Annotated in this window: 24 protein-coding genes; 11 read left to right on the top strand and 13 right to left on the bottom strand. The window is 59.1% G+C overall.

What is annotated here, in order from left to right; genetic code table 11:
• The 4 genes from SHM7688_RS18720 to SHM7688_RS18705 all read left to right on the top strand — a co-directional run.
• Positions 1-375 (top strand): bifunctional adenosylcobinamide kinase/adenosylcobinamide-phosphate guanylyltransferase (locus SHM7688_RS18720; RefSeq protein ID WP_083499115.1); only part of this gene is annotated, 375 nt, incomplete at its 5' end.
• On the top strand, positions 372-950 hold the full coding sequence (locus tag SHM7688_RS18715; protein WP_058241463.1) for a histidine phosphatase family protein: 579 nt from the start codon (positions 372-374) through the stop codon (positions 948-950). The genes SHM7688_RS18720 and SHM7688_RS18715, both read left to right, overlap by 4 nt.
• 58 nt (positions 951-1008) lie before the next feature.
• The gene (locus SHM7688_RS18710) at positions 1009-1881 is read left to right on the top strand and encodes a glutathione S-transferase (protein WP_058241462.1); all 873 of its coding nucleotides are present in this window, start codon (positions 1009-1011) and stop codon (positions 1879-1881) included.
• A 78-nt stretch (positions 1882-1959) separates the two neighbouring features.
• Entirely contained in the window at positions 1960-3474 is a 1515-nt protein-coding gene (locus SHM7688_RS18705; protein WP_058241461.1) for a YifB family Mg chelatase-like AAA ATPase, read from the top strand.
• A gap of 104 nt (positions 3475-3578) precedes the next feature.
• Here SHM7688_RS18705 and gshB read toward each other — a convergent pair whose 3' ends face one another.
• From gshB to rsmI, 3 genes are all read right to left on the bottom strand, one after another.
• Positions 3579-4520 (bottom strand): glutathione synthase, encoded by a 942-nt coding sequence (gene gshB, locus SHM7688_RS18700; protein ID WP_058241460.1) that lies wholly within the window; start codon positions 4518-4520, stop codon positions 3579-3581.
• A gap of 68 nt (positions 4521-4588) precedes the next feature.
• Positions 4589-4963, bottom strand: coding sequence for a YraN family protein (locus SHM7688_RS18695; RefSeq protein WP_058241459.1), 375 nt, complete (start codon positions 4961-4963; stop codon positions 4589-4591).
• Positions 4964-4997: 34 nt separating this feature from the next.
• Positions 4998-5858: a 16S rRNA (cytidine(1402)-2'-O)-methyltransferase gene (gene rsmI, locus SHM7688_RS18690; protein WP_058241458.1), complete on the bottom strand. Its 861-nt coding sequence runs from the start codon at positions 5856-5858 to the stop codon at positions 4998-5000.
• Positions 5859-5971: 113 nt separating this feature from the next.
• Here rsmI and SHM7688_RS18685 point away from each other — a divergent pair, with 113 nt between their 5' ends.
• From SHM7688_RS18685 to SHM7688_RS18670, 4 genes are all read left to right on the top strand, one after another.
• Positions 5972-7150, top strand: coding sequence for a penicillin-binding protein activator (locus SHM7688_RS18685; RefSeq protein WP_370733656.1), 1179 nt, complete (start codon positions 5972-5974; stop codon positions 7148-7150).
• Positions 7110-9920 (top strand): [protein-PII] uridylyltransferase, encoded by a 2811-nt coding sequence (locus SHM7688_RS18680; protein WP_058241457.1) that lies wholly within the window; start codon positions 7110-7112, stop codon positions 9918-9920. Before SHM7688_RS18685 ends, SHM7688_RS18680 begins: the two co-directional genes overlap by 41 nt.
• A complete protein-coding gene (gene murJ / locus SHM7688_RS18675) occupies positions 9917-11464 on the top strand; it encodes a murein biosynthesis integral membrane protein MurJ (protein ID WP_058241456.1) in 1548 nt (515 codons plus the stop codon). The genes SHM7688_RS18680 and murJ overlap by 4 nt, the downstream gene beginning before the upstream one ends.
• A gap of 135 nt (positions 11465-11599) precedes the next feature.
• A complete protein-coding gene (locus SHM7688_RS18670; RefSeq protein ID WP_083499114.1) occupies positions 11600-12145 on the top strand; it encodes an HdeD family acid-resistance protein in 546 nt (181 codons plus the stop codon).
• 15 nt (positions 12146-12160) lie between these two features.
• Here the strand turns inward: SHM7688_RS18670 and SHM7688_RS18665 are convergent, their stop codons facing one another.
• The gene (locus SHM7688_RS18665; protein ID WP_058241454.1) at positions 12161-12847 is read right to left on the bottom strand and encodes a rhomboid family intramembrane serine protease; all 687 of its coding nucleotides are present in this window, start codon (positions 12845-12847) and stop codon (positions 12161-12163) included.
• 74 nt (positions 12848-12921) lie between these two features.
• Here SHM7688_RS18665 and trpS point away from each other — a divergent pair, with 74 nt between their 5' ends.
• Positions 12922-13962: a tryptophan--tRNA ligase gene (trpS, locus tag SHM7688_RS18660; RefSeq protein WP_058241453.1), complete on the top strand. Its 1041-nt coding sequence runs from the start codon at positions 12922-12924 to the stop codon at positions 13960-13962.
• 59 nt (positions 13963-14021) lie between these two features.
• Here trpS and SHM7688_RS18655 read toward each other — a convergent pair whose 3' ends face one another.
• Positions 14022-14960: an alpha/beta fold hydrolase gene (locus tag SHM7688_RS18655; protein ID WP_158500714.1), complete on the bottom strand. Its 939-nt coding sequence runs from the start codon at positions 14958-14960 to the stop codon at positions 14022-14024.
• A gap of 205 nt (positions 14961-15165) precedes the next feature.
• Here SHM7688_RS18655 and SHM7688_RS18650 point away from each other — a divergent pair, with 205 nt between their 5' ends.
• Positions 15166-15651: a VOC family protein gene (locus tag SHM7688_RS18650; RefSeq protein ID WP_058241451.1), complete on the top strand. Its 486-nt coding sequence runs from the start codon at positions 15166-15168 to the stop codon at positions 15649-15651.
• A gap of 310 nt (positions 15652-15961) precedes the next feature.
• A complete protein-coding gene (locus SHM7688_RS18645) occupies positions 15962-17875 on the top strand; it encodes a PhoX family protein (protein WP_058241450.1) in 1914 nt (637 codons plus the stop codon).
• 304 nt (positions 17876-18179) lie between these two features.
• On the opposite strand, the gene SHM7688_RS18640 is transcribed toward SHM7688_RS18645, so the two are convergent.
• The 8 genes from SHM7688_RS18640 to SHM7688_RS18605 all read right to left on the bottom strand — a co-directional run bounded on the left by SHM7688_RS18640 (position 18180) and on the right by SHM7688_RS18605 (position 26498).
• On the bottom strand, positions 18180-18650 hold the full coding sequence (locus SHM7688_RS18640; protein WP_058241449.1) for a GNAT family N-acetyltransferase: 471 nt from the start codon (positions 18648-18650) through the stop codon (positions 18180-18182).
• Between the two features lie 58 nt (positions 18651-18708).
• The gene (locus SHM7688_RS18635; RefSeq protein WP_058241572.1) at positions 18709-19437 is read right to left on the bottom strand and encodes an SDR family oxidoreductase; all 729 of its coding nucleotides are present in this window, start codon (positions 19435-19437) and stop codon (positions 18709-18711) included.
• 2 nt (positions 19438-19439) lie between these two features.
• Entirely contained in the window at positions 19440-20972 is a 1533-nt protein-coding gene (locus SHM7688_RS18630) for an ATP-dependent DNA helicase (RefSeq protein WP_058241448.1), read from the bottom strand.
• Between the two features lie 287 nt (positions 20973-21259).
• A complete protein-coding gene (locus SHM7688_RS18625) occupies positions 21260-21982 on the bottom strand; it encodes a hypothetical protein (RefSeq protein WP_188128112.1) in 723 nt (240 codons plus the stop codon).
• Positions 21983-22193: 211 nt separating this feature from the next.
• Complete coding sequence (locus SHM7688_RS18620; protein WP_144432632.1) at positions 22194-22721, bottom strand: hypothetical protein; 528 nt, start codon at positions 22719-22721, stop codon at positions 22194-22196.
• A gap of 111 nt (positions 22722-22832) precedes the next feature.
• Positions 22833-23531: a substrate-binding periplasmic protein gene (locus tag SHM7688_RS18615; RefSeq protein ID WP_058241445.1), complete on the bottom strand. Its 699-nt coding sequence runs from the start codon at positions 23529-23531 to the stop codon at positions 22833-22835.
• A 171-nt stretch (positions 23532-23702) separates the two neighbouring features.
• Positions 23703-24989, bottom strand: a complete 1287-nt coding sequence (gene ccrA, locus SHM7688_RS18610; RefSeq protein WP_058241444.1) for a crotonyl-CoA carboxylase/reductase — start codon at positions 24987-24989, stop codon at positions 23703-23705.
• Between the two features lie 150 nt (positions 24990-25139).
• Positions 25140-26498: a 1-acyl-sn-glycerol-3-phosphate acyltransferase gene (locus SHM7688_RS18605; RefSeq protein WP_058241443.1), complete on the bottom strand. Its 1359-nt coding sequence runs from the start codon at positions 26496-26498 to the stop codon at positions 25140-25142.
• Positions 26499-26578: the final 80 nt, after the last annotated feature.

Below are 26578 nucleotides of genomic sequence, written 5' to 3'. Positions count from 1 at the left end.
AAACACAAGGTCCAGCGCGGCCCGGACTGGCACACCATCGAGGCCCCCCTGAGCGCAGCCGATACGCTTGCAGATCTGCCCGCCGATGCGGTGGTGCTTCTGGATTGTGCCACCATGTGGTTGTCCAATCAGATGTTTGCTGAAACCGATCTGGCCACGGAACAGGCGCATCTGCTGGCCGCGCTGGCCGCCTGCCCGGCACGGGTGGTTGTGGTCTCAAACGAAGTGGGGCTCGACGTGGTGCCGGAAAATGCCCTTGCCCGGCGGTTCCGAAACCTGCAAGGCACCCTCAATCAGGCGCTCGCCGCGCAGGCCGAACTTGCGGTGCTTGTGGTCGCTGGCCTGCCGATGGTTTTGAAAGGACAATTGCCATGACAGAAATCCATCTCGTGCGTCACGGCCCGACCCATGCCAAAACCATGGTTGGCTGGTCCGATCTGCCCGCCGATCTGTCCGACACCGCCGCGCTCGCGCGCCTGTCTGACCACTTGCCACAAGACGGTCTGGTGATCAGCTCTGATCTGCAACGCTGCGTAGCCACCGCAGATGCCATTCAAGGCAACCGTCTGCGCCTGCCTCATGACCCTCACCTGCGCGAGATCAACTTTGGCGACTGGGAGCTGCGCAGCTTCAAAGAGATCGAAGCTGAGGATCCAGAGCGCATTCGCGCCTATTGGGAAACCCCCGGAGATGTGCGCCCGCCCAATGGCGAAAGTTGGAATGAGGTCGCCCAGCGCGTGGATGCGGCCATGGACCGCTTGATTGACACCCACCGCGGTGGCAAACTGATCGTTGTGGTGCACTTTGGAGTGATCCTGACCCAAATCCAGCGTGCAGAACGCCTGACTACGGAAGAAGTCTTTGGCCACCGCATCGACAACCTGTCACTGACCTCCCTCACACGGCACGACACCGGCTGGAGCACACAGACAATAAATCACATTTTGTGATCAATTCTATCAAATAAATTCGATATGGTGATGATTGTGCGCATGCTATAGTGCTGGCATGACCTATGATTTGTATCTCGGCGATTACGCCTATTCCTCCTGGTCGCTACGCGGCTGGCTTTTGTTTGAAAAATTCGGCATTTCCCGCAGCACCACAATGGTGGACTTTGCCGACAGCTCCGTCGGCGCACAACTGGCCAAAATTGCCCCCGCGCGCACGGTGCCCGCAGTGCTCACACCAGAGGGCGCGCTGTTGTCAGACAGCCTCGCCATCGCAGAAGAGTTGGCCAGCCGCCATCCAGATGCAGGCCTCTGGCCACAGGCCCCAATCGCGCGCGCCACGGCCCGCAACCTTGCGGCCGAAATGCATTCGGGCTTTATGGCCCTGCGCAGCGAATGCCCCATGAACCTGCGCCTTTCTTATACGGACACCGCCCCCTCTGACGCGGTGAAGCAAGACCTGCAACGCCTTGAAGTTATTTGGGAACACGCACGTGGCGTCACAGATGCGCAAGAGCATGGCCCTTGGCTCTGCGGCCCCTATAGCGTTGCCGATGCCTTCTATGCTCCAGTGGCGGCGCGGATCGCAGGCTACAACCTTCCCGTCGGCCCCACCGCGCAGGCTTACGTGCAGTCCCATCTGGCAGATCCGGCCTTCCGCCGCTGGCGCACCATGGGCATGGTGCATGGGGCCACCCTGCCGTGGTATGCAAAAGACTTCCAAACACATGACTGGCCCGGCCCAAAACCCCGCACTGCCAAAGCCGTGAACAGCGGCACGCCAGAAAACACGCTCTGCCCCTATTCCGGCAAACCGGTCACCCATCTGATGGAAATCGACGGACGGATCTTTGGCATGTGCAATGCCTTCTGCCGCGACAAAACCGTGGCAGATCCCGAAGCCTGGCCCGCCTTCATGGCCCTGCTCTAACGCGTATTAACCTTTCGCTAACCTCCCCCCGCCATCATGGTTAACGTTTGTTAAGCATGTTTCTGGCGGGGTTTTGCCATGGTCGCACGCGCCTATACGGTGGCCTTTGAAGGGGTTGAGGCCCATCAGGTTGAGGTGCAATGCGCGCTCACACCCGGCCTGCCCGCCTTCTCAATTGTGGGCCTGCCGGACAAAGCCGTTTCCGAAGCGCGCGACCGTGTACGCTCTGCTCTGGCCGCCATGGCCATTGCCCTGCCCTCCAAACGCATCACCATCAATCTCTCCCCCGCCGATCTGCCCAAAGAAGGCAGCCATTTTGACCTGCCCATCGCCATGGCCCTGCTGGCGGCGATTGGCATCATTCCCGAAGACGCCTCCGAAAGCACCGTCAGTCTGGGCGAGCTGTCGCTGGATGGCTCTCTGGTGGGGGTGACAGGCACCCTGCCCGCCGCGATGAGCGCCGCAGAAGAAGACCGCAGCCTGCTGTGCCCGCGTGTGTCCAGCCCCGAAGCCGCCTGGGTCACCGCAACCCAAGTGATCGGTGCGGCCACACTGGCAGATGTGGTGCGCCATTATACCGGCCAGTCCCCGCTACCCCCTTCTGAGCCCGGCGAAGTGCTCAGCCCGCCAAACCACAAGGATCTGCGCGATGTAAAAGGACAGGAACGCGCCAAACGCGCACTCGAAATTGCCGCCGCAGGGCGTCATCACCTCTTTATGGTTGGCCCGCCCGGCTCTGGGAAATCCATGCTGGCCGCCCGCCTGCCCTCCATCCTGCCGCCGCTCACCCCGGCCGAGGCGCTGGAAACCTCCATGATCCACTCTATCGCAGGACTACTGGATCAGGGTGGCATCTCCCGCACACGCCCCTTTCGCGAACCCCATCACACCGCCTCCATGGCCGCCATCGTGGGCGGCGGCCGCCGCGCCAGCCCCGGCGAAATCTCTCTGGCCCACAATGGTGTGTTGTTCATGGATGAACTGCCGGAGTTTGCACGCCCGGTGCTGGAAACCCTGCGCCAGCCGATCGAGACCGGACATGTGATGATCGCACGCGCCAATGCCCATGTGACCTACCCGTGCAAATTCATGCTGGTGGCCGCAGCCAACCCCTGTCGCTGTGGCCATATGTTTGACCCTGCACAGGCCTGCGCCCGCGTGCCAGACTGTGGCAATGACTATCTCGGGCGGCTCTCCGGCCCCTTGCTGGACCGGCTCGATCTGCGCATAGAAGTGCCCCCTGTAGCCTATCAGGATCTCGCTCTGCCCAATGATGGCGACAGCTCTGCGCAGGTCGCGGCCCGCGTGGCCAAGGCCCGCCTGCGCCAGACAGAACGCTTTGGCACAGACAGTGCGCTACGCGCCAATGCCGATATGCAAGGGCGGATGCTGGAAGAGATCTGTGAGCTGGACGAAGACAGTCGCGCCCTGCTGACCCAGGTGGCCACCCGCTTTGGGCTTTCTGCGCGCGGCTATCACCGGGTGTTGCGCGTCGCACGCACCATCGCAGATCTGAGTGACAGCGCCGAGATCCTCCGCCCCCATCTGGCCGAAGCGATCAGCTTCCGCCTGAGCACCACCGACGACATGTAGCCCTCCCGCCCCCAAGACAGCGCCCCAAGGGCGCCGCTTGGCGTTGGGTCCGGCTCAGCGCACGCTGAGCCTGCCCGCGCCTGCCGCAGAGGTTGGCCCCCCACTCAGAGCGCGGCACGTTTGGCTTCGATCGCTTCCCAGATTTTCTCCGCGATATTGACCCCGTCAAACCGCTCCAGCTCCTGAATGCCGGTCGGCGAAGTCACATTGATCTCCGTGAGGTAATCCCCAATCACATCAATGCCGACAAAGATCTGGCCTTTCTCACGCAACAACGGCCCGATTTTGGCGCAGATTTCCAGATCCCGCTCGGTCAGCCCCACCTTCTCTGGGCGCCCCCCCACATGCATGTTGGAGCGAGTCTCCCCCTTGGCGGGCACGCGATTGATCGCGCCCACGGCCTCACCGTTCACCAAGATCACCCGCTTGTCCCCATTGGACACATCCGGCAGGAATTTCTGCACAATCAACGGCTCGCGGCTGAACCCTGTGAACAGCTCATGCAGCGAGGTCAAATTGCGATCCGTGGCATCCAGCCGGAACACGCCCGCGCCGCCATTGCCGTAAAGCGGCTTGAGGATCACATCACTGTGCTTCTTTTTGAAGGCCTTGATGGTCTCCAGATCCCGCGCAATCGTGGTGGGTGGGGTCAGCTCAGGGAAATCCAGCACCAGCAGTTTTTCCGGATAGTTGCGCACCCAGAAGGGATCATTCACCACCAGAACCTCTGGTGCCAGCCGATCCAGCAAATGCGTGCTGGTGATATAATGCATGTCAAACGGCGGATCCTGCCGCAGCCAGACCACATCAAAATCCTTGAGCCTCACATGCTCCAGCGGGCCAAGATCCACATGGTTGCCCTGTTCGCGACGCACCACCATGCTGTGGCCCTTCGCGGTGATCTCACCTTCTTCATAGGCCAGATGATCAGGTGAATAGTAAAACAGCTCATGCCCACGGGCCTGCGCCTCTTCGGCAAGCCGGAAGGAACTATCGGCGTTGATGTCCACCGAGGTGATCGGATCCATTTGAAAGGCGATTTTCATGTGCGCACCCTGAATAAAAGTCCCTACCTACATGGCCCATGCCATGCGCGCTTGCAATGGGGCGGGGCTTATTCCCAAAGCGCATTCTCAAGGATGTGAACCACGCCCTGCCCATTCACCAAGGCCACATCAAAGCGCATTGGCGTGAGCAAGCCCAAAGGCGCATCGGCAACATATTCCTGTGCCGCCGCCTGCAGACGTGCCACCTGTCTGGGCAAAAGCCGTGCGGCAGCAGTCGCAAAACTCTGGCTCTTTTTGACCTCAACAAAGACAAACCCGTCATCGGCGTGCAAAATCAGATCAATCTCGCCAGCATGGCCGCGCCAGCGTTGTGCGGCAAGGGTCAGCCCCTGCGCCATGTAATGGCGCAGAACGATCTCCTCTGCCGCAAGCCCGGCATGATAATTGCCCTGCCCCTGTGCACGCTTACCCGGTTTACGCATCACCAAACACCAAATACCGCAGCTTTGAGGCGGCCTACTCCGCCTTTTGCAGCTTCAACGCCAATTGATACACTTTGCGCCTGTTGATGCCATAGGCCTTGGCCACCGCATCAGAGGCATCGCGCACCGACAATGTCTCCAAAGCCTCTTTCAAGGCGGCTTCCACATCGGCCTCACTGGCCGCTTCGCCACGCTGACGGTCAATCAGCACCACAATCTCCCCTTTGATCGTCCGCTCCGGCAAATCGCGGGTCAGCTCGTCCAATGTCCCGCGCAACACCTCTTCGAACTTCTTGGTCAACTCGCGCGCCACGGCTGCCTTGCGCGCGCCCCCCAGCACAGCCGCCGCATCCGCCACCATGGCCGCCACCCGCTTGGGGGATTCGTAAAACACCAAAGTGCCCGGCACGTCCCGCACGGCCTCCAGCGCGCTCTGGCGCGCTTTCTTGGCATTGGGCAAAAACCCCGCAAAGAAAAACGAATCTGTAGGTAAGCCCGCCAGCGACAAGGCGGTGATAATGGCACTGGGTCCGGGGGCACTGGTCACAAGATGCCCAGCTTCTGCCGCCGCCACAGACAGGTGATAGCCCGGATCCGCAATCAACGGCGTGCCTGCTTCAGAGGCATAGGCCACACTGCGACCAGCCTCCAGATGCGCCAAAAGCTTGGCGCGCGCGCCCTCGCCGGAATGATCATGATACGACAGCACAGGCCGCCCCTCCAAAGCCACTCCGTGAATTTCAAGCAATTTCTTCATCGAACGGGTATCTTCTGCAGCGATCACATCCGCAGACGCCAAAATGTCCAATGCTCTCAATGTGATATCACGTGCCGTACCGATAGGTGTGGCGACAAAGTATAATCCCGGCTGTAATTTCACTTTCTGAAAATTCATATCTGGACCCGCCTTTCCACTCGTTTATTATCCGCGCCAACGCGACTGGCATTGACTTGTCGTTACAATCACGTCGTTACCATCACAGGCGCAATCCAACGGGAGTGGAACTTTTGTCTCTTTTGTCTTTTCTTAAACCTGCCCGGCGCTTTGTGAAAGGGGCGGTCCTTGGGGCCACCACCCTGGCTCTGGCAAGCTGTGATCTGCCAACAGGCAACAGTGGCCAGACCATTTCGACATCCGCGCCCGTGCCCGTGGCGCTTCTGGTGCCCGCGGGCTCCAACAATGCAGGCGACGCGCTTCTGGCCCAAAGCCTTGAAAACGCCGCCCGGCTGGCGATTGCCGATCTGGATGGAGTGCAGATTGATCTGCGCGTCTATGCCACGGCGGGCGATCCTGCCACCGCACAGGCTTCGGCGATCAAAGCGGTGGATGAAGGTGCAAAAATCATTCTCGGCCCGGTCTTTGGCGAAGCCGCCAATGCTGCGGCTACAGCAGTCGCCGCTCGTAATGTGAACGTGCTGTCCTTCTCCAACAACACCACCATTGCCGGCGGTAACCTCTTTGTGCTTGGCCCCACATTTGGTAACACCGCGGAACGTCTGGTGGCCTATGCGCGCGCCAATGACAAAACCAACATCATGTCGGTCTATTCTGAAAACAGCTCAGGCCAGCTTGGCAATCAGGCCATTGGTGCGGCCATCGCAGCCAAAGGCGCAGACAATGCCGGTGCGGTTGGCTACCAGTTCTCGCAAGAAGGCGTGATTGCGGCCGTTAGCCAGATCAAACTCTCTGCCGAGCAGAGCGGCGCAGATGCCTTGTTCTTCACCTCCAACACCTCAGGCGCCCTGCCTTTGCTGACACAGCTGTTGCCAGAATCGGGGCTTGGACCTGACACCATCCAATATATGGGCCTGACCCGCTGGGACATCCCGGCGCAGACATTGGAACTGCCCGGCGTACAGGGCAGCTGGTTCGCCATGCCTGATCCAGCCCTAACGCAACAGTTTCAAAACCGCTATGCTCAGACCTATGGGGGCCTGCCACACCCCATTGGCGGTCTGGCCTATGACGGGATCGCCGCTATCGGCGCATTGGTCAAAGCGGGCAAAAAGGACGCTCTGACCACCAACGCATTGACACAGGGCGCAGGCTTTCAAGGTGTGAACGGCATCTTCCGCCTGCTCTCAGACGGAACGAATGAACGCGGTATGGCTGTGGCCACAATCCGCGACAAGAAGGTAGTAATCATTGACCCTGCCCCAACGAGATTTGGAGGCGCTGGCTTCTAAAGCCGGTGACATCTTTCCAGCCCCGCCCACAGCGGGGCTGATCTGCGCCGCAGATGACATTTTCAACCGTGCCGAAGTGGCACAGGCCATTGCCGAAATTCTTAAGCAGGACGGCAAGGAAAACGTGCTGCGCAAAGAGCTTGTGACGCTGCTTTTGGCCCAGCGCAAAGCCGCCATGGCTCAAATCGCCAGCGCCTTTCAGGAGAACCCACGCGCGGCACGCGCCATGACCCGCTCCTATACATGGTTGACCGATTGCCTGGTCAGCTGCGCGTTTTTTGCTGCCACCCGCCGCTTCTACCCGCTCTCCACACCAACCGAAGCAGAACGGATCGCGCTCTTCGCTGTTGGCGGCTATGGCCGTGGAGAAATGGCCCCGCAGTCCGATGTCGACCTGCTGTTCCTGACGCCCTATAAAATAACGCCATGGGCAGAGAGCGTGATTGAATCCATGCTCTACATCCTCTGGGACCTGCGCCTTAAGGTCGGCCACAGCTCCCGCACTGTGAAAGACTGCATCCGCCTGGGACGTGAGGATTTCACCATCCGCACCGCCCTACTGGAGAACCGTTTCCTGCGCGGCTACGCCCCCCTCGCCGAAGAACTCGACAAACGGCTTGAGGCGGAGCTGTTTAAGGGCACAGAGCGCGAGTTCATCGAGGCCAAACTCGGAGAACGTGACAGCCGCCATCAGAAACAGGGACAACGCTATGTGGTGGAGCCCAACGTCAAAGAGGGCAAAGGCGGCCTGCGCGATCTGCAATCCCTCTTCTGGATTGCCAAATATGTCTATCACGTCTCCGATGTCTCCGAACTCGTGGCCATGGGCGTACTGCATCAGGATGAACTCGAACGCTTCATTGCCGCCGAAGATTTCCTCTGGGCCGTGCGCGGCCACCTGCACCTGATCGCAGGCCGCCCGGTCGAACAGCTCACCTTTGATGTGCAGATCGAAGTAGCGGATCGTATGGGCTATGCCGACAAAGGCGGCCGCCGGGGTGTCGAACATTTCATGCAGGACTATTTCCGCCACGCCACATCGGTGGGCGATCTGACCCGCATCCTGCTCACCAAACTAGAAGCAGACCACGCCAAAGCGGCCCCTCTGCTGGATCGCATCTTCCGCCGCCGCCCGCGCATGAAACCCGGCTACAAGGTCACGCACAATCGCTTGAACGTCAGCGATGAGGCGGCGTTTCTGGAAAACCCGCTCAACCTGCTGCGCGTTTTTGAGGAAGGCCTGCGCACCGGCATGCTGATCCACCCAGATGCCATGCGTCTGGTCACCGCAAACCTGCATCTGATTGATGACACGTTCCGCGCAAACCGCGAAGCACAGCGCATCTTTCTGGATCTGTTGCTCAAACACGGCAACCCCAAACGCGCCCTGCGCCGCATGAATGAGCTGGGCGTGCTCGCAGCCTTCATCCCGGAATTTGAACACATCGTCGCCATGATGCAGTTCAACATGTACCACTCCTACACGGTGGACGAACACACCATTCAGGTGATTTCAAACTACGCCAAGATTGAACGCGAAGAGCTGGAGGAAGAGCTGCCGCTGTCCTCTGAGATCCTCAAGAAGGGCATCAACCGCAAGGTGCTGATGGTGGCCATGCTGCTGCATGACATTGGCAAGGGCCGCGACATCGACCATTCCGTATTGGGCGCACAGATTGCGCGCAAAGTGGCGCCGCGTCTGGGTCTGAACAAAGCGGACAGCGAAACGGTGGAATGGCTTGTGCGCTATCACCTGCTGATGTCGGACATGGCGCAGAAACGCGACATCGCCGATCCCCGCACCGTGCGCGACTTTGCCAAAGCCGTGAAAACTGTAGAACGTCTCAACCTGCTGACCGTGCTCACGGTCTGCGATATTCGGGGCGTGGGGCCAAACACCTGGAACAATTGGAAAGCCGTGCTGATCCGCTCGCTCTATCGCCAGACAAAGCTGGTGCTGGAAGACGGCATGGAGGCGATCACCCGCGAAAACCGCGGCACCAAGGCCAAGAAACTGCTGCGCGAGGAGCTCTCAGACTGGCCCGCCAAGGATCTCAAAAAAGAGACCGCGCGCCATTATGAACCCTACTGGCAGGGGCTACACATCACCGCCCACAAGGTCTTTGCAGAGCTGCTGCGTGATATTCCGGATGATGAAATCCGCATCGACCTGCACCCGGACGATGACCGCGACGCCACCCGCGTCTGCTTTGCCATGGCCGACCACCCCGGTATTTTCTCGCGCATGTGCGGCGCGCTTGCGCTGGTGGGAGCCAATATCGTCGATGCCCGCACCTTCACCTCCAAAGATGGCTATGCCACTGCCGCTTTCTGGGTACAGGATGGTGAGGACAAACCCTATGAAGCGTCCCGCCTGCCGCGCCTGCGCACCATGATCGAACGCACGCTTGCGGGCGAGGTTGTGACCACCGAAGCCATCAAATCCCGCGATGTTCTGAAAAAACGCGAACGTGCCTTCAACGTGCCAACCACCATCACCTTTGATAACGAAGGCTCTGAAATTTATACAATTATCGAGGTCGACAGCCGCGACCGTCCGGGCCTTCTCAATGATCTGACCCGCGCGCTGGCAAGCTCCAATGTCTACATCGCCTCCGCCGTGATCGCGACCTTCGGCGAACAGGTGGTCGACACGTTCTACGTCAAGGACATGTTCGGCCTGAAATTCCACGCTGACAGTAAACAGCGCGCGCTGGAGAAGAAGCTGCGCGATGCCATCAAACAGGGTGCGGAAAGGGCCAATTCATGAAGCCCATCCGCCTGATGCGCGGCTTTCTCACGGTGGGGTTCTGGACATTGGCAAGCCGCGTGCTTGGCTTTGTCCGGGAAATCCTCCTGCTCAGCCTGATTGGCCCCGGCCCCGTGCTGGACGCCTTTGTTGCCGCCTTCCGCCTGCCCAATATGTTCCGCCGCCTCTTTGCCGAAGGGGCGTTCAACGCCGCCTTCGTGCCCATGTTTTCCAAGCGGCTGGAGGGCGATGAAAACCCCGAAGGCTTTGCCAGCGACGCGCTCAGCCTGCTGTCCACCGCCGTGGTCCTGCTCACAGCACTTGGCATGATCTTCATGCCTGCGCTGGTCTGGCTCACCGCCGAGGGCTTTGCCGCAGACGAACGGTTTGATCTGACGGTAGGCTTTGGCCGCATTGTCTTCCCGTATATTTTCTTCATGTCGCTGGCCGCGCTTTTCTCGGGCGTGCTCAATGCCACCGGCCGCTTTGCCGCCGCCGCCGCCGCGCCGGTGCTGCTCAACATCCTGATCATCCCCGCCCTGCTGATTGGCCATGCCGTGGGCGGCGATGTGGTCCTCTGGCTGGTCTGGACGGTGCCCGTGGCAGGGATTGCACAGCTGCTGCTGGTCTGGAGCGCCACCCGCGCCACGGGCCTGCGCATTCGTCTCAAAGCCCCGCGCCTCTCGCCAGAGATGCGCCAGATGGTGCGCATCGCCCTGCCCGCCGCCTTTGCCAGCGGCGTCTCACAGATCAACCTTGTGGTCGGACAGATCGTGGCCTCCGCCACCCCCGGCGCGGTCAGTTGGCTTTATGCGGCTGACCGGCTCTATCAATTGCCACTGGGCGTAATTGGTATCGCCGTGGGCATTGTGCTGCTGCCCGATCTGTCCCGCCGCCTGAAAGCGGGCGATGCCGAAGGCGCGCGCTATGCCTTTTCCCGCGCCGGGGAATTCTCCATGTTCCTCCCCACCCCCGCCGCTGTGGCTTTTCTGGTCATCCCCCTGCCCCTGGTCTCCGTGCTGTTTGAACGCGGTGCCACAAGCGGCGATGACAGCGCAGCGATTGCCGTGGCGCTGGCAATCTACGCGATAGGGCTGCCCGCCTTTGTGCTGCAAAAGCTGCTACAGCCCCTGTACTTCGCCCGCGAAGACACCAAACGCCCCTTCCGCTACGCGGTCTGGGCCATGCTGGTCAACGCGGGCCTCGCCTTTGGTCTGCAGCCCCTGATCGGCTGGATGGCTCCGGCGGTTGCCGCCACCACCTCGGCCTGGCTGATGGTGCTGCAACTGGCCATTGGCGCCCGTCAGTTTGGCGACACCGCCAAGTTTGACGCCCGCCTGCGCCGCCGTCTGTGGCGCATCTGCATCGCCGCTGCGGTGATGGGCGGCGCGGTCTGGAGCGCGTGGGTTGTGCTGATCCCATGGTTTGGCACCCCCGGCTGGCGCTATTTGGCGCTCTTGGCATTGATCAGCTTCGGCATGGCAGTCTATTTTGGCACAGGCCGATTGATTGGAGCCTTTGACCCTGCCGATCTGAAAGCCGCAGCCCGCCGCAGCAAGCCATAGGTTCAAGACCCTCTCGTGTTCCCCCACCAGCGAGGAACATTCATGGGACTTGATCCTGACACCACATAAAAAACGGTTGCTTCACTGCCTAAACGGGTTTTAGTGACCTCACACCTGTATCTCTAGGAGAGCAAAATGCGTAATTGGATAGTACTTTTGGTTGTGGGCATTCTTGCCTTGATTTTGGGGCTCATCGCCTTGGCGAACCCTTTCGCCGCCTCCGTCACCGCCACCTTGTTTGTGGGATGGAGCTTTATCTTCATGGGCGGCTTTCAGATTTTCGCCGCCTTTGGATCCGCCTCGACTGGGGCCAAAATCGCCGGCGTTCTGATCGGCCTGCTGGCCATGATCATCGGCGTGCACATTGTGGCGGAACCGCTTCAGGGCCTGCTGTCGCTGACCTTGGTCTCCGGCATTCTGTTTCTGGTATCTGGCGTCTTCAAGGCGAGCTTCGGCCTGTTTAACTTCAAAGGCACCGCACGTCTGGCAATGCTGCTCTCCGCTGTGGTCTCCATTGTCTTGGGCGTGATGGTACTGAGCAACTTCCCACAATCTGCCGCGGTGCTGCTGGGTGTTTTACTGGCGGTGGAACTGCTGTCCAACGGCATCAGCGCCATCGCACTGGCCTTTGCTGTACGCGATCTGTCCAAAACAGAAGACGGCGCTGCAAGCGCCGCCTAAGCCGATTTGACAACACTACTGGCGGCGGATCTTTTCGCGGATCCGCTGCCATCCGCCCGGTGTCAGGGCAAAAGACAGACAAAACCCGGTGCCAAAACCGATCACATCGGCCACCCAATCCGGGTTCCCCCCAAAAATCAGACCAAACAGAAGCTGAATGCCCACCAGCATACCAATCAGCGAAAACGCCCGCGCCTGCGGGGCTCCTACGGCCCCAAGCCGTGTCCACAGCAGGAAGGTGAAGGCCCCGATCAGCCCATAGACCCCGGGATAGCTCCCCAAAAGCGGTACAGCGCTGTTCAAAACAACCGCATAGCCCAGCGCACCCACGGCACCCGAGCACAGAAAAATCGCCAAAGTGGCCGCACCGGAGAAGACCTCTCCCACCATTTTCCCCATCGCCAGCAACAGCACACCGCCAAACAGCGCATGGGTGAAATTTCCATGCACAAACAGATAGCTGACAAAACGGATCACATGCTCCATCGGCCATTGGCCAGTCGCAACCATCCAGTCAAAAATATCTGCGGAAAACGCATAGCGCTGGATCGCTTCGAGCCGCCAGCCCACGGATGTGGGCCCGCCCACAATCCCTTGGGATCCCAGCCACAAAGCCGCTTCCACCCCCGCCAGTAACAGGAAAAGCGCCGTCACCACCGGGGGCAACGGGTTCACGGGACTTTGATCATCGGGGTGGGACATGCCTGCGCTCCTTGACGGGGTTTGGCCCCGTAGGTAAGCCAAGCGCGTTAACAAATCCAGACGGAGTATTTCCAATGACAGAGGCGGTCCAAACGTCCTCCACATTTACCCCACGCGTCTTTTCCGGGATTCAACCCTCGGGTGGCCTGACGCTGGGCAATTACCTCGGCGCCATGAAGCGCTTTGTCGATATGCAGGACGCAGGCTCTCATGAGACCGTCTACTGCATGGTCGATCAGCACGCGATCACCGCAAAATTCCTTGAGCCTGCCACATTGGCGGCCAACACCCGTGAGCTCTGCGCCGGTTTCATTGCGGCGGGCATCGATCCTGCAAAATCGATCCTGTTCAACCAAAGCCAGGTTGCCGAACACGCGCAGCTGGCGTGGATCTTCAACTGTGTCGCCCGCATGGGCTGGATGCAGCGCATGACCCAATGGAAAGACAAAGCTGGTAAGAATTCTCAGAATGCTTCGCTGGGTCTGTTTGCCTACCCGGCTCTGATGGCAGCGGATATTCTGGTCTACCACGCCACCCACGTGCCCGTGGGCGAGGACCAGAAACAGCACCTTGAGCTGACCCGCGACATCGCCATCAAGTTCAACCATGACTATGGCGTGGACTTCTTCCCCATCACCGAACCGGTGATTGAGGGCGCGGCCACCCGCGTGATGTCCTTCCGCGATGGCACTAAGAAAATGTCCAAGTCTGACCCCTCTGATGCCTCCCGCATCAACCTGACCGATGACGCAGACGCCATTGCCAAGAAAATCCGCAAAGCCAAAACCGATCCAGAGGCCCTGCCCTCTGAGAAAGACGGCCTTGAGGATCGCCCAGAGGCACGCAATCTGGTCAACATCTACGCGGGCCTGTCAGAGCAGACTGTGGCGCAGGTACTCGCAGAGGTCGGTGGCAAGCAGTTCTCCGAATTCAAGCCCATGCTGGCCGATCTGGCTGTGGCAAAACTCGCGCCGATTTCCACCGAAATGGCGCGCCTCATGCAGCATCAGGATGAGATCGACAAAATTCTCGCCCATGGCGCAAATCAGGCCCGCGAGATCGCGGCACCGATCCTGAAAAAAACCTACGAGATTGTCGGTATGGTCGGCGCTTAACTGCGCCTTTCAGCCCAGATAAGAAAGCCCCGCCAATCCGGCGGGGCTTTTTGTTCTGGTCACAGGGCCTTCAAGAACTCTGCATACTCCTTGCCACTGGCGCGTTTGCGATCCAGCATCGGCAGATGGCCACAGCCCTCCGGCATGATCACAGTGCTGTCAGGCAAGGCCTGCGCCAGAACGGCAGCCCCGGAGGGGTGAAAAATCCGGTCCTGCTGACACCAGAGGATCAGAACAGGCTGGGAAACATCCGGGGCCATCTCTTCCAGGTTTGGCACCTCTGACCGGCCCACCGCCTGCCAGATTTCTCGATTGATCTCTGCATGCGCCACCTCTTCGGCCAGCCATTTGTCCATGATGGGTTTGGGCAAATACGGCGGTTTATCAGGGAACAGCCATGCCATCCGCGCCTCATAGCCCTCCTGTGAGGTCACCACCAAAGGGGCCTGCCCGGCCTCAATGGCTTTCTGCATATCGCTCAGTTCTGGTGCGGCCACATTGATCGGACTGCCAATCAGCGCAACGCTTTGCACCCGCTCCGGTGCCTGCTGCGCCATCACCATCGCCATATGCGCGCCCATGGAGTTGGCCGCCACATGAAACCGCTCCACCCCAATCGCATCCAGCACCATCTGCACATTCTTGGTCTGCTGGTTCAGATCATAGGCTTCTGGTGACAGACGCGGATTTTCCCCAAAGCCCGGCAAATCCAGCAAGATCACGCGATGGCTGCCGGAAATCTGCCGGGACATATCCACCCAATGCTCTTTAAGGGCAAAGATACCATGCAGAAACACCACGGTTTCACCCTCCCCGCCCTGTAGATAATGCACCGGCCCCAAAGGGGTCTCCACCACATGGCGCGACAGGCCTGCGGATGCCACAAAGCCTTTGAGCATCACCTCCGCCGTCTTCTGCGGCCACAAAAAACTGGCCGCAAACCCCGCCCCCACGAGGGCTGCAAAGCCCAGCGCCACATACTTCAAACTCTTAATCACATCCGCTCTCCTCACCAACGCGCCCCGATTGCCGCGGCCCCTGACAGCAGAAAGCCAGAGCGCCCGTATCATTGCAATCCTGCGACACAGGCGACGTTGGGGGAGCCAATGCGCGCTCCCGCACAGCCGCCGCGCGCTCCTGAGGGTTTCGCAATGCCCCAAGGCCCCTAACATTACGGATCATCGCAACAATCAGGAGCCAACCATGACCGCGCCCTACGCCCCCTCCGCCCGTATCGGGCATGTCCACCTGAAGGTCGCCGATCTGGACCGCGCGATTGCCTTTTACGGAGATGTGCTCGGCTTTGAAGTGCAAACCCGCCTTGGCACAGAGGCGGCCTTTTTAGGGGCTGATGGCTATCATCACCACATCGGGCTCAACACCTGGCGCTCCAAAGATGGTATCCCTGCCCCGGAAGGCCACACCGGGCTGTTTCATACCGCGATCCTCTATCCCAGCCGCGCAGATCTGGCCACGGCGGTCAAACGGGTGCTGGCGGCAGGCTACCCCGTGTTGGGGGCCTCTGATCACGGGGTTTCGGAAGCGGTGTATTTCAACGACCCGGACGGCAATGGCGTGGAACTCTACCGAGACCGCGACCCGGCCGAATGGCCCCGCCACAGCGATGGCAGCCTGCAGATGTACAGCCGTCCGCTCTCCGTCCAAAACCTTTTATCAGAACACCCCTGACCGCAGCGCAGAGCATAAACCACGCAGAGCTCCCGCCATCTTCGAGCCCCCAAAGGGGCCTCTGCCAGATGTTGGGCCCAGCGCCCCCAAGGGGGCGCGGGCGGCATCAGAGCCCGGCCTCTTGCCCAGATCCAAAGCATCGGCACCTCCGCCCCGTCACAAAATTGAAATCCTCTTGTCATCTGTCTGATTCACCGGCTTCCTAATATTTCCTTAACGCAACCGGCCCAGGCCCCTGCAGCGCCCCCCCAACCTTCTCAGGGCCTGCTCGGGGACGTCTCTGGGCCCCTCCAAGCCTTAGGAGCCAGGAATGCCTCAAGACACGCACACAAAACCCCAGATCGAGGATCTCTCCTTTGATGAGATTGACGAGGTGATCTCCCCCCGCGCGGTGGAGACCGATTTTGACCGTGTGGTCGATCAGGCCCTGTCCCGGCGCGGGTTTCTTGGCGGGGTGATGACGTTTGGTCTGGGCAGCTTTCTGGCGGGCACCACCCTGCTCAGCCGCCAGGGCATGGCCGCACCGGCAGATCGCTTCGGCTTTGCACAGGTGGCGGCCAACACAGAGGATACCATCACCCTGCCTGACGGCTTTGAATGGCAGCCACTGATCACCTGGGGCGATCCGCTCTTCTCTGACACCCCCGCCTTTGACGAAGCCAGCCGCGGCACCGCCGCCAGTCAGGCCCGCGCCTTTGGCGACAATAACGACGGCATGTCGATCTTTACCAAAGACGGGCGCACCGTCATGGCGATCAACAATGAATACACCAACCGCAAAATCCTCTGGGGCAACAATCCGGACGGCAAATGGGTCTCTGAGGATGACATCGCCAAAGGCATGATGGCCCATGGGGTTTCTCTCTTTGAAGTGGCCCGCGATGATCAGGGCCAGTGGCAAGTGGTGATCGACAGCGATCTCAACCGCCGCATCACGCCCCAAACCGAGATGGATCTCACCGGCCCCGCCGCAGGCCATGACCTGCTAAAAACCGCCGATGATCCCTCCGGGCGCAAGAGCAAAGGCACCTGGAACAACTGCGGCAATGGGGAGACCCCCTGGGGCACCTATTTGACCTGCGAAGAAAACTTCAACGGCTATTTCTCTGCCGACGACGAGAACCATGAAGTCTCCGCTGAGCTGAAACGCTATGGTGTCTCCGCCAAGGACTGGGGCTATGGCTGGGCCAAGATCGACCCGCGCTTTGATGTGGCGCAGACCCCCAATGAGCCAAACCGTGCAGGATATATTGTGGAAATCGACCCGTTTGATCCCACATCCACCCCGAAAAAACGCACCGCCCTCGGTCGCTTCAAACATGAAAACGCCGCAGTTGTCCTCGCCCCCAATGGCAAAGCCGTGGTCTATCTTGGCGATGATGAACGTGGGGAATTCCTCTATCGGTTTGTCTCCCATGGCACCTACACAGCCGGCGGGAGCAATGCCGATCTGCTGGAAAATGGCGATCTCTTTGTGGCCAAATTCCACGATGACATGCGCGGGGAATGGCTGGCGCTGACGCCGGAAACCACCGGCATGTCAGATGCAGAAATCCGCATCCACACCCGTCAGGCCGCCTCCGCCGTCGGCGCCACCACAATGGATCGCCCCGAATGGGTCGCCGTGAACCCCACCAAGGCAGAGGCCTATGTGGCGCTCACCAATAATAAAAACCGGGGCAAAAAACCAAACGCCGGTGGCGATGACACCTCCGTCAATGGCCCCAATCCCCGCGTGGAAAACCATTACGGTCAAATCGCCCGCTGGATGCCAGATGAAGACGATCACAGCTCTAACGGGTTTAGCTGGAACCTCTACGCGCTTGCCGGGAATCCCGATATCCACAGTGACGCATATGCAGGCAGCGAGAACATCAATGCCGGAAATATGTTCAATGCCCCGGATGGCATGGCCTTTGACAGCACTGGCCTGTTGTGGATCCAGACCGACGGGAAGTATTCTGATGAAGGAGATTTTGCGGGCATGGGCAACAATCAGATGCTCGCAGGGGATACAGTGACCGGTGAAATTCGCCGCTTTCTGGTGGGGCCCAAAGAATGTGAAGTCACCGGTGTCTGCTGGTCTCCGGATCGCCGCACCATGTTTGTGGGCATTCAGCACCCCGGTGAAAAAGGCAATTCGCACTTCCCGGATGGCGGCACCTCCGTTCCGCGCTCCGGCGTCTTCGCAATCCGTCGCAGCGATGGCGGGTTGATCGGCTAAAGACCCCATTACCCATGTCGCGCGGTGCCCCCCGCGTCGTGCGGCAACTGACCAAAATATTCTGACTACGCCAAATTATTCTGACGACCAAAGACCTTTTCCATAAGCGCTTTTCAGCACCAAACCTTTGGCCCCCGACCTTCCCCGGTCGGGGGTTTTTCGTGGAGGGGAGGTAACCCGAAGCTGGAATTAGAAAGCAATCCATAACCTCTTGAAGCGTGCGGGCTCACGCAAGGATCCATCTATGCCACGATGGAAGCTACACCAACCAAGCACGCCTTGGGGCGACACTCCCCAATATCTCTCAAGTGTTGCGCAGGGATTGCCGATACACAACAAACTCCGTGTTTGTCGCAACCTGATCGTAGAGCCGCATTGCGGTGTGGTTGGTCGACTGCGTGTGCCAATACACGCCTACTGTGCCCGCTTGCTGTGCCCTGTCGTAGAAGCTTAATATGAGCTTTCGGCCAACGCCCTTGCCGCGCATCACCGGCGTTGAAAAAAGGTCTTGTAAATAACAGGTGTTTTCAATGGTGATGGTGTTTCGATGAAAAACAAAGTGGGCCAAGCCGACAATCTCACCGTCGCATTCAGCGAGCAAACAATGCACTGGCTCATCCGGATCAAGGAAACGCGACCAAGTAGACTGAACGATTTGCTCTGAGAGCGCGGTGTCCCCGGACCTGCCGTAGAACGCATTGTACTGGTCCCACAATGGCCGCCATTTATCGTAATCGTCGGCCATAGCATCCCTGACTAAAATATCGCTCTGCATCTTATTAGCGCTCTCTTTCTTGCAGTCACATGCTTGCGTTGGTTCAGAAGTGTCTCCCTCAGCCCCGCCCGATGAAAGGCATCTTAGTCGCCATCACCGTCATGAACTGCACATTGGCCGACAGCGGCAGCGCTGCCATATGCAGCACCGATTGTGCAGCGTCCTGCACATCCATGGTGGGGTTGGGCTCTTTGCCCTCCGCCACCAACCGCGCGTTCAGATCAGACACCATGTCGGTGGCCGCATTGCCGATGTCGATCTGCCCACAGGCAATGTCAAACGCCCGCCCATCCAGTGACAGAGACCGCGTCAGCCCCGTGATCGCATGTTTGCTCAGCGTGTAACACACCGCCCCTTCGCGCGGCACATGCGCCGCCAGAGAGCCATTGTTGATGATCCGCCCCCCCTGTGGATCCTGCCGTCGCATCTGCGCAAAGGCCAGCTGCGCCGCAATGAACATGCCGCGCACATTCACATTCAGCACCTGGTCAAACCCGCTCAGATCAACGTCATCAATGCTCCCGGCAGGGCCAAAAATCCCCGCATTGTTAAACAAGGCATCCAACCGCCCGCTTTGCGCCACAAAGTGGTCAAAGGCGCGCTCCATCTGCGCAGCATCCGTCACATCCGCTTCCAAGGCGATGGCGTGCTCATATGTCTCGGCCAGCGCCGCAAGCTTATCCGCACTGCGCGCCAGCACCCCCACACGCCAGCCCGCTTGCAAAAACGCTTCTGCGGTGGCTTTGCCAATGCCCTGGCTTGCGCCGGTCACAAGAATACTCTTCATGCTCATGCGCTCTCCTCCTGCGCCTGCAACGTCAACGGGGCGGGCGCCGCGATCAGATCATCCACCACCAAAGGCCCCGTGGGTTTGGCCAAACGATTGCGCACAACCCAATGCAGCCGCTCACTGGCCCGGGTGATGGCCACATAGGCCAGTCGCTTCCACAACGGCTGGCCCGCCTCCTGCCGGTTCATCCGTGCCGCCACATAAAGATCGGGCGCAAACACCTGCACATCCTTCCACTGGCTCCCCTGTGCCTTGTGAATGGTCACCGCCGCCCCATGCAGAAACGTCGCCCCCATGCGCGCGGCAAAAGGAATAAACGGCTCTTCTTCCTCCGGCGCCTCAATCTTCACAATCGAGGCCGCAGACACGCGCGGGTCTTCCGCCCCCATCACATGCAACCGCGAAAACCCCGGCTTGCGCCCGGGGCCAAGGTAGATCACCTGCGCCCCTTTGATGAGCCCCCGCGCCTCCAGATCCAACCGCTTCTTGCGATGTTTCATCGGCAGCTCAATCCCATCACAGATCAGCGGCTCCCCCTCAAGCAGCGCGTCTTCGGGCGCATCATGCACATGGCGGAAGGCATGGATCAGCCGGATCCGCGTCGCATTGCGCCACACCAGAACCGGCGAGCGCGCCATCAGATCCACCTCCACCCGCTGGGCATATTGCACCCGATCATCGCGCCGGGCGGTCTCCTCCACCATGCGCTCAAAATCCTGAAACCCCAGCTGCGGATCCGCCAGCGCATGGGCCAGATCCAAAATCGGATTGTCCGCCTCCTGCCGGTGAATGCGCTCCAGATTGTAAACCGCAGGGGCTGGCAGCTTATCAAACACCATCGCGCCCGACTGGTTCACAGGGGCCAACTGCGCCGGATCCCCAAACAGCACAAGCGTGCTGAAAATGTCTTTCAAATCATCAAACTGCTTGTCATCCAGCATCGAGCTTTCATCAATAAAGCCAATGTCCAGCGGATCATCCCGCCGCTTCCAGCCAGTGATGAAATCACTGCCCCGCAGCCCCGCAGCCGCCAGAGCGCCTGGAATGGATTTATGCAGCTTGTAAAACTCCAGCGCCCGGTCCAGCGCCTCATCGGTCAGCCCTTCAATCTCCGGTCGCGCGCCATTTTCGGCCAGCCACTCGGCAATCTTCTCATATTCCGGGTCATAAACCGGCGTATAAATGATGCGGTGAATCGTGGTTGCAGGCACACCACGCATCCGCAGCACGCTCGCAGCCTTATTGGTGGGGGCCAGAATGGCCAGCGTGCGCTGATCCTTCTTCTTTTTGCCCTCATAATCGCCCGAGACAATCTCTACGCCCGCCTCTTGCAGCGTCTTCACAAGTTCGGACAAAAGCATGGTCTTGCCAGACCCAGCCTTCCCCGTCACCGCTGCAATGGCCTGTTTGCCTTCCACGGGCGGGGTCAGAAGGCTCTGCTCCAGATCCACCCCCAGCCCCTTGAGTAGGAGGGAGATATTGTCAAAGGCCTCGGCCTGATCGTGGCTGAATGTGATGGAGGTACTGCTCATGGCGCGACCCTACAGGGCGCACCCCCAAGGCACCAGTCGCATTCTGCCCTCCCCCCGCCCCGGTCGTGAACCGGGGCCTCGCCCCCTCCTCGGCCCGGTCACACCGATCCCCAGTAGGGTGCGCATTCACTGCGCACCTTCCCCGCAAGGAGCGCAACTTTGCAATGTCTCGACCGCCATACAGGCCCGTGAATTTGGCAGATCACCCGGCAATTCGAAACAAACATCGCCCACCCGACGTCGGGCGCTGCCCGCATTGCAATGCCTCAGAAACAAAAACCGGATAACTATTTTTCTTGGATCTGTTCGTACAATCCGGCGACCAATGGCAAGTCCATGTCATCGCTGGGGAACGTCCTGTACCTAGATATGTTTTCCTGCCACTCGTTAGAAACCCAATGCTGAAAATAAGTGCGCTGGAATGCACCCGGGCGCTTGCACTTAATGTCAGACAACTCATTCACAAGCCAATCTGGCAGAGACGCAAGAACGGCTTCCACTTCGGTTTTTGGCGCAGGTTCGAATTCAAGCAAATCCCATTCCCCATTCCAAACCATCCAAGGTCCAAACCGGTCGTGCCATTCATACTTTCCTTTACAAAAGCGCTCCATATAGCCGCAATCGCACAAAGCCTCACACAAAACCAAAAGTGTCTCTGTTTTAGGAGCTACAGGTTCATAGAAGCGAGAGAGTTCAGAAACATATGGGGCTTGTTTTACGAGCGCATCCAACAATTGATCGAGGTGTTCGCGACCGACCGTCTCAGGAAGAATAATATCTGCGCCTAACGGACACTTAATCCGCCATATGCACAGCTCGACAAATTCAAGCACGCCGATTGCAGAAAGAGCATCACATCCCCACTCGTAGTTACTTTGCCCGATATCATACAAAGTGTCCGGATCAAATCCCAACTCAGGATTCGATAAGCTGTTGACCATTTCTTCACGCAGCCACGTTGCCAAGGCCACCGTCAAAACTCTTTCTTGTGCTGTCAACGATTGATCCACTTTGAATACCTCGGATTGATGATGCGACATGCCCCATTTTAGGTTTATGCGCCCCTACAAACAAAAAAACCGCAACCATAGCGGGCACGGGGGCGTGTTCATATGCAGATCGTCACATGCGCATCCCACGCATCGCGCATCTCGGCCCCTCGGCACGGTCACACCACTCCCCCGTAGGGTGCGCATTCACTGCGCACCTTCCCTGCGCGCCTCAGCCCGCCTCCTGCTGCGCTTCATAAGCCGTCAAAAGCGCCCGCACCTGCCCCATCTCCGCCTCTGTCAAAACCGATTGCGACAGATCCATGTCCAATTCCCGCAGCGCATAGAACTCCTGCTCCCGTGCAATGTAGCCACGCCGCAACACCTTCCGCGCCAGCTTTTTCAGATACCCGCTTTCCTCCCAGAAGCTGCAACCCTGTGTTTCCCGAAAAGCCTTCAGAAACGCCTCAACATCGCCACCTGTGTAAAGCCCGCCAGAGACGCGCCACTGCTGCAAATCGCTTGCTGTATGGGCATACCAGCTCTGCACCTCTTTGAGCACAGCCCGCCGCGCAGCCCCTTTGGAGCGCTCAAATACGTCCCTGAAGACTGCCGCAGGCATCACAATCAGATCGAGATCCTCCTGTGTCACCTCCCCCTTGGCCGCACGCAGTCCAGAAAGGCGCCAATTGCGATAGAGCTCCAGCCCTTCAAGCAGCCGCAGCAACTCTCGCCGCAAATCATCATCCGTCTCAGACATCTCAAACACTCCATGTCCCCAAAGAGGCTCGCAAAATTCTTCATCTTTTCCAATAAAAAACCCCCGCAACCATCACTGGCGCGGGGGCGTATTCAAATGCAGATCTGCGTCTTACTTCGCATGCGCATCCCAGGCATCGCGCATCGCCGCCCCGTCGGGGTGGGCCTTTGAAAACAACACATAGACCGGCGCTGCACGCACCTCAGCGGCCACGGCAATATCACCTGCCGCATCACCCAGCACTTCCTGCACGGAAAGCTCCCCGACAACCCGGTTTTCAATCAGCACATCCACCCGGCCAGAGTTCAACAGTTTCCAAGCGCTTTCTGGCGTGGTCACCGTACGCATCTCCATACCGCGCTTATTATACTCGGCCTCATACCAATAGCCGGAGTAGCCGATCACCGAGAGCCCCTGCGCCTGAATGTCATCAATAGAGGCCACATTCAGCCCATCGGGATATTTGCTTTTGCTGTAGAAAATCACATCCGTCTGATCATCTACGGCCACTTCAGGATAGTGGAAATCCGCCAGACGCTCGTCTGTGCGCGACCAGGAGAACGTGGCGACATAATCGCCTTTCTTGGTCAGCTCAAAAGAGCGTTTCCAGGGCATATATTCCAGCGCAATGTCATAGCCCGCCGCCTTCATCACCTCTCGCACACGCTCAGAATGCAGGCCATTGTTTGGGAGTTCCGCGCCGATGTAGGGTGCCCATTCCCCCGCCGCAAAAGTGATGGTCTCCGCCTGTGCGCTCCCCCAAGTGCTCACTGAAAGGGCCACTGCGGCCATCATGCTGGTCAATTTCATCAGGTATCTCCGCTTTTTAATCCCTCACGGCCTACAACGCAGGCCTTAAGAAACCCAAAACCGCATCTACCCCGATCGACACTCAGGATCCGAAACAGAAAAACCCCCGAAGCCTTGCGGCTCCGAGGGCTGGAGGAAAACGGGGAAACCCGTCAGACCAATCCGTGCCGGTTACTTGCCGGCCTCAAGCACGTCTTCCAGCGTGCGCAGGCCGGTTTTTGGTGCCTGCACCAGAACCGACATGTTGCCCGGCTTGTGCTCATTGCGCAGCATTTTCATATGCGCTTCCGGCAGCTCGGCCCATGGGAACACTTCGGACATGCAAGGATCCAGACGACGCTCCACCATCAACTGGTTCGCCGCAGAAGCCTGCTTGAGGTGCGCAAAGTGGCTGCCCTGCAGACGCTTCTGGTGCATCCACATGTAGCGCACATCAAAGGTACAGTTGAAGCCGGATGTGCCCGCGCAGATCACAACCATACCGCCCTTTTTCACCACAAAGGTGGAGACAGGGAAGGTGCTTTCGCCGGGGTGTTCAAACACCATGTCAACGTTCACGCCCTTGCCGGTGATGTCCCAGATGGCTTTGCCGAACTTACGCGCCTCTTTGAACCACTCCGCATATTCCGGGGTGTTCACGGTGGGCAGCTGACCCCAGCAGTTGAAGTCTTTGCGGTTCAGAACGCCCTTGGCGCCCAGCTCCATCACAAAGTCCCGCTTGGTTTCGTCAGAAATCACACCAATCGCATTGGCACCGGCGGTGTTGATCAACTGGATCGCATAAGAGCCCAGACCACCGGACGCGCCCCAAACCAGAACGTTCTGGCCCGGCTTCAGGTCATGTGGCTCATGGCCAAACAGCATGCGGTAGGCGGTCGCCAGCGTCAGCGTGTAGCACGCGCTCTCCTCCCAGCTCAGGTGCTTGGGACGCGGCATCAGCTGCTGTGCCTGCACGCGGGTGAACTGCGAGAAAGACCCGTCCGGTGTCTCATAACCCCAGATGCGCTGGCTGTCGGAATACATCGGATCGCCACCGTTGCAGTGCTCATCGTCACCGTCATCCTGGTTGCAGTGGATCACAACTTCGTCACCCACTTTCCAGCGTTTCACCTTGTCACCCACGGCCCAAACGATGCCAGAGGCATCAGAACCGGCAATGTGATAAGGCTGCTTGTGCACATCGAACATGGAAACCGGCACGCCAAGACCTGCCCAGACGCCGTTGTAGTTCACACCAGCGGCCATCACCAGAACCAGCACTTCATGGCTGTCCAGCGTCGGCACATCCACAACTTCCTGCAGCATCGCCTTATCAGGTTCCCCCTGACGCTCCCGGCGGATCGCCCAAGCATACATCTGCTTTGGCACATGCCCCATCGGAGGCATTTCACCTACTTCGTAGAGATCTTTCTTGGGCGCATCATAGGTTGCAATGCTGTTTTCAGTGTCCAGAGCCATCTTCGCCTCCTGTTACCTTGTTTGCCGCGATGCAGAATCGCGTTCCTGCCACCGAGATATCGGCGAGAGAGTAACATTGCAACCTTCAAGAGGTTCATTTTGTAATTTTATGACCTCGCAATCGCAGCATTTTTCGCTGCGCACGCACAATCACTTCAGCAAATGCCTAATAGAATTGGCATAAAAGCCGACAATGTCGCTCTGTTTGGGGTCCACAAAGAACGTTCCGTCACTTTCCTGCAGCACCCGACGCCCCAACAATGTCTGCAAAGCACTCTCAAGAACCTCTTGAGGCGCCGCGCGCATAAACTGGGCCCTGTTTTCCGGCAAACCCGCCAAAAGCCCCTCAAACGTTTCAGAGATTTGTGCCCGCGTCATCGGCTCCTCGGCCCCCTCCAGCACCTTGGCCAAAAGCGGCACCGGCAAGATCGGCACCACCGCATTGATGCGCCGCATCAGCTCCACTCCAAGCGGTTTCGCCACATCGCCCTCCACCGCATGGGCAAAGCCCCGCAGCGACACAGGCTGCCCAAACCGCACCGTCGCGTTGCCAAAGCGATGCACCTTGCCCCGCAGGCGAAACAGGAGCTGCTTGAAGAAGAACCCGACAATCACACTGATGCGCGCCCGAAATCCCTTGCCCCCGCGCGCCTTGGCCTCAAGCAGAATGCGATCCTCCAGCACCCGGTCATAATTGATCGCTACTGGCACAAACACCACATCCCGCCCCTCCGGCTCATAGGAATCGGTGATATATTTCAAAAGCCCCAGCTTGGGATCCTGCGGGGCCCCATCCAGCGAGAGCCGCCCTTCCGGAAAGATCGCCTGCGTCACCCCCGCTTCGGTGGCCAGACGCACATAGGCCGCAAGCACCTTGCGATACAGATCATTGCGGGAGCGACGTCGAATGAAGTAGGCGCCCATGCCCCGGATCAGGCGACTGAGCGGCCAGACCCGCCCCCACTCGCCCACCGCATAAGACAAAGCCGACCGCTGCGCCGCCAGATAGGTCACAAGCACATAATCCATGTTGCTCTTGTGATTCATCACAAACACAACGGTGCTGTCCTGTGGAATGTCCTTAAGTGCGGCCTCATCCACATGGGTCAGTCGCACGCGGTAAAACGCCCGGCTCAGAAACCGCGCAATGCGGATCGCCACCCCAAAATACATGGTCGCCGAAAAGGAGGGCACAATCTCACGCGCATAGCGTTTGGCCTCTTCAAAGGCCACCGCATCCGGTATGCCTTCCTGCGCAGCATGTTCCGCGACGGCCTTTGTGACGTCCGGTTGATAAATCAGACGCTGAATCATGTCGTGGCGCTGTGCCAGCTTGAAAGGCTCGATCGGCCGCTCCAAGCGGTCATTCACCTTCGCAACAACGCGCTCCATCCTCCGCCGGAAGAACCAGCGCACCGAAGGAAACAGGAGATGGCTCGCCGCAGTCACAATCGCAAACAGCAGGATCAGGACAAACAGCCAGATAGGAAGTTCAACAGTCGACGTCATGGCGGGACTCTGTCAATTGCGCCGGGGGAGGTAAACATCAAACTCAAATGCCCCTCTCATCAATCTCGCTATGACGGAAC

Origin of the sequence: Shimia marina, assembly GCF_001458175.1 — a bacterium.
In the GTDB taxonomy this organism is placed as follows: domain Bacteria; phylum Pseudomonadota; class Alphaproteobacteria; order Rhodobacterales; family Rhodobacteraceae; genus Shimia; species Shimia marina.
Note: the sequence above shows the minus strand (reverse complement) of the source record. Positions and strands in the feature narration are given on the sequence as shown.

Coding starts and splice junctions, on each gene's coding strand:
- SHM7688_RS18715 (WP_058241463.1), top strand. CDS start 372: ATGACAGAAATCCATCTCGTGCGTCACGGCCCGACCCATGCCAAAACC.
- rsmI (WP_058241458.1), bottom strand. CDS start 5,858: ATGAATTTTCAGAAAGTGAAATTACAGCCGGGATTATACTTTGTCGCC.
- SHM7688_RS18620 (WP_144432632.1), bottom strand. CDS start 22,721: ATGTCTGAGACGGATGATGATTTGCGGCGAGAGTTGCTGCGGCTGCTT.
- SHM7688_RS18645 (WP_058241450.1), top strand. CDS start 15,962: ATGCCTCAAGACACGCACACAAAACCCCAGATCGAGGATCTCTCCTTT.
- SHM7688_RS18710 (WP_058241462.1), top strand. CDS start 1,009: ATGACCTATGATTTGTATCTCGGCGATTACGCCTATTCCTCCTGGTCG.
- trpS (WP_058241453.1), top strand. CDS start 12,922: ATGACAGAGGCGGTCCAAACGTCCTCCACATTTACCCCACGCGTCTTT.
- SHM7688_RS18670 (WP_083499114.1), top strand. CDS start 11,600: ATGCGTAATTGGATAGTACTTTTGGTTGTGGGCATTCTTGCCTTGATT.
- gshB (WP_058241460.1), bottom strand. CDS start 4,520: ATGAAAATCGCCTTTCAAATGGATCCGATCACCTCGGTGGACATCAAC.
- SHM7688_RS18705 (WP_058241461.1), top strand. CDS start 1,960: ATGGTCGCACGCGCCTATACGGTGGCCTTTGAAGGGGTTGAGGCCCAT.
- SHM7688_RS18605 (WP_058241443.1), bottom strand. CDS start 26,498: ATGACGTCGACTGTTGAACTTCCTATCTGGCTGTTTGTCCTGATCCTG.
- SHM7688_RS18695 (WP_058241459.1), bottom strand. CDS start 4,963: ATGCGTAAACCGGGTAAGCGTGCACAGGGGCAGGGCAATTATCATGCC.
- ccrA (WP_058241444.1), bottom strand. CDS start 24,989: ATGGCTCTGGACACTGAAAACAGCATTGCAACCTATGATGCGCCCAAG.
- SHM7688_RS18630 (WP_058241448.1), bottom strand. CDS start 20,972: ATGAGCAGTACCTCCATCACATTCAGCCACGATCAGGCCGAGGCCTTT.
- SHM7688_RS18650 (WP_058241451.1), top strand. CDS start 15,166: ATGACCGCGCCCTACGCCCCCTCCGCCCGTATCGGGCATGTCCACCTG.
- murJ (WP_058241456.1), top strand. CDS start 9,917: ATGAAGCCCATCCGCCTGATGCGCGGCTTTCTCACGGTGGGGTTCTGG.
- SHM7688_RS18635 (WP_058241572.1), bottom strand. CDS start 19,437: ATGAAGAGTATTCTTGTGACCGGCGCAAGCCAGGGCATTGGCAAAGCC.
- SHM7688_RS18615 (WP_058241445.1), bottom strand. CDS start 23,531: ATGAAATTGACCAGCATGATGGCCGCAGTGGCCCTTTCAGTGAGCACT.
- SHM7688_RS18665 (WP_058241454.1), bottom strand. CDS start 12,847: ATGTCCCACCCCGATGATCAAAGTCCCGTGAACCCGTTGCCCCCGGTG.
- SHM7688_RS18640 (WP_058241449.1), bottom strand. CDS start 18,650: ATGCAGAGCGATATTTTAGTCAGGGATGCTATGGCCGACGATTACGAT.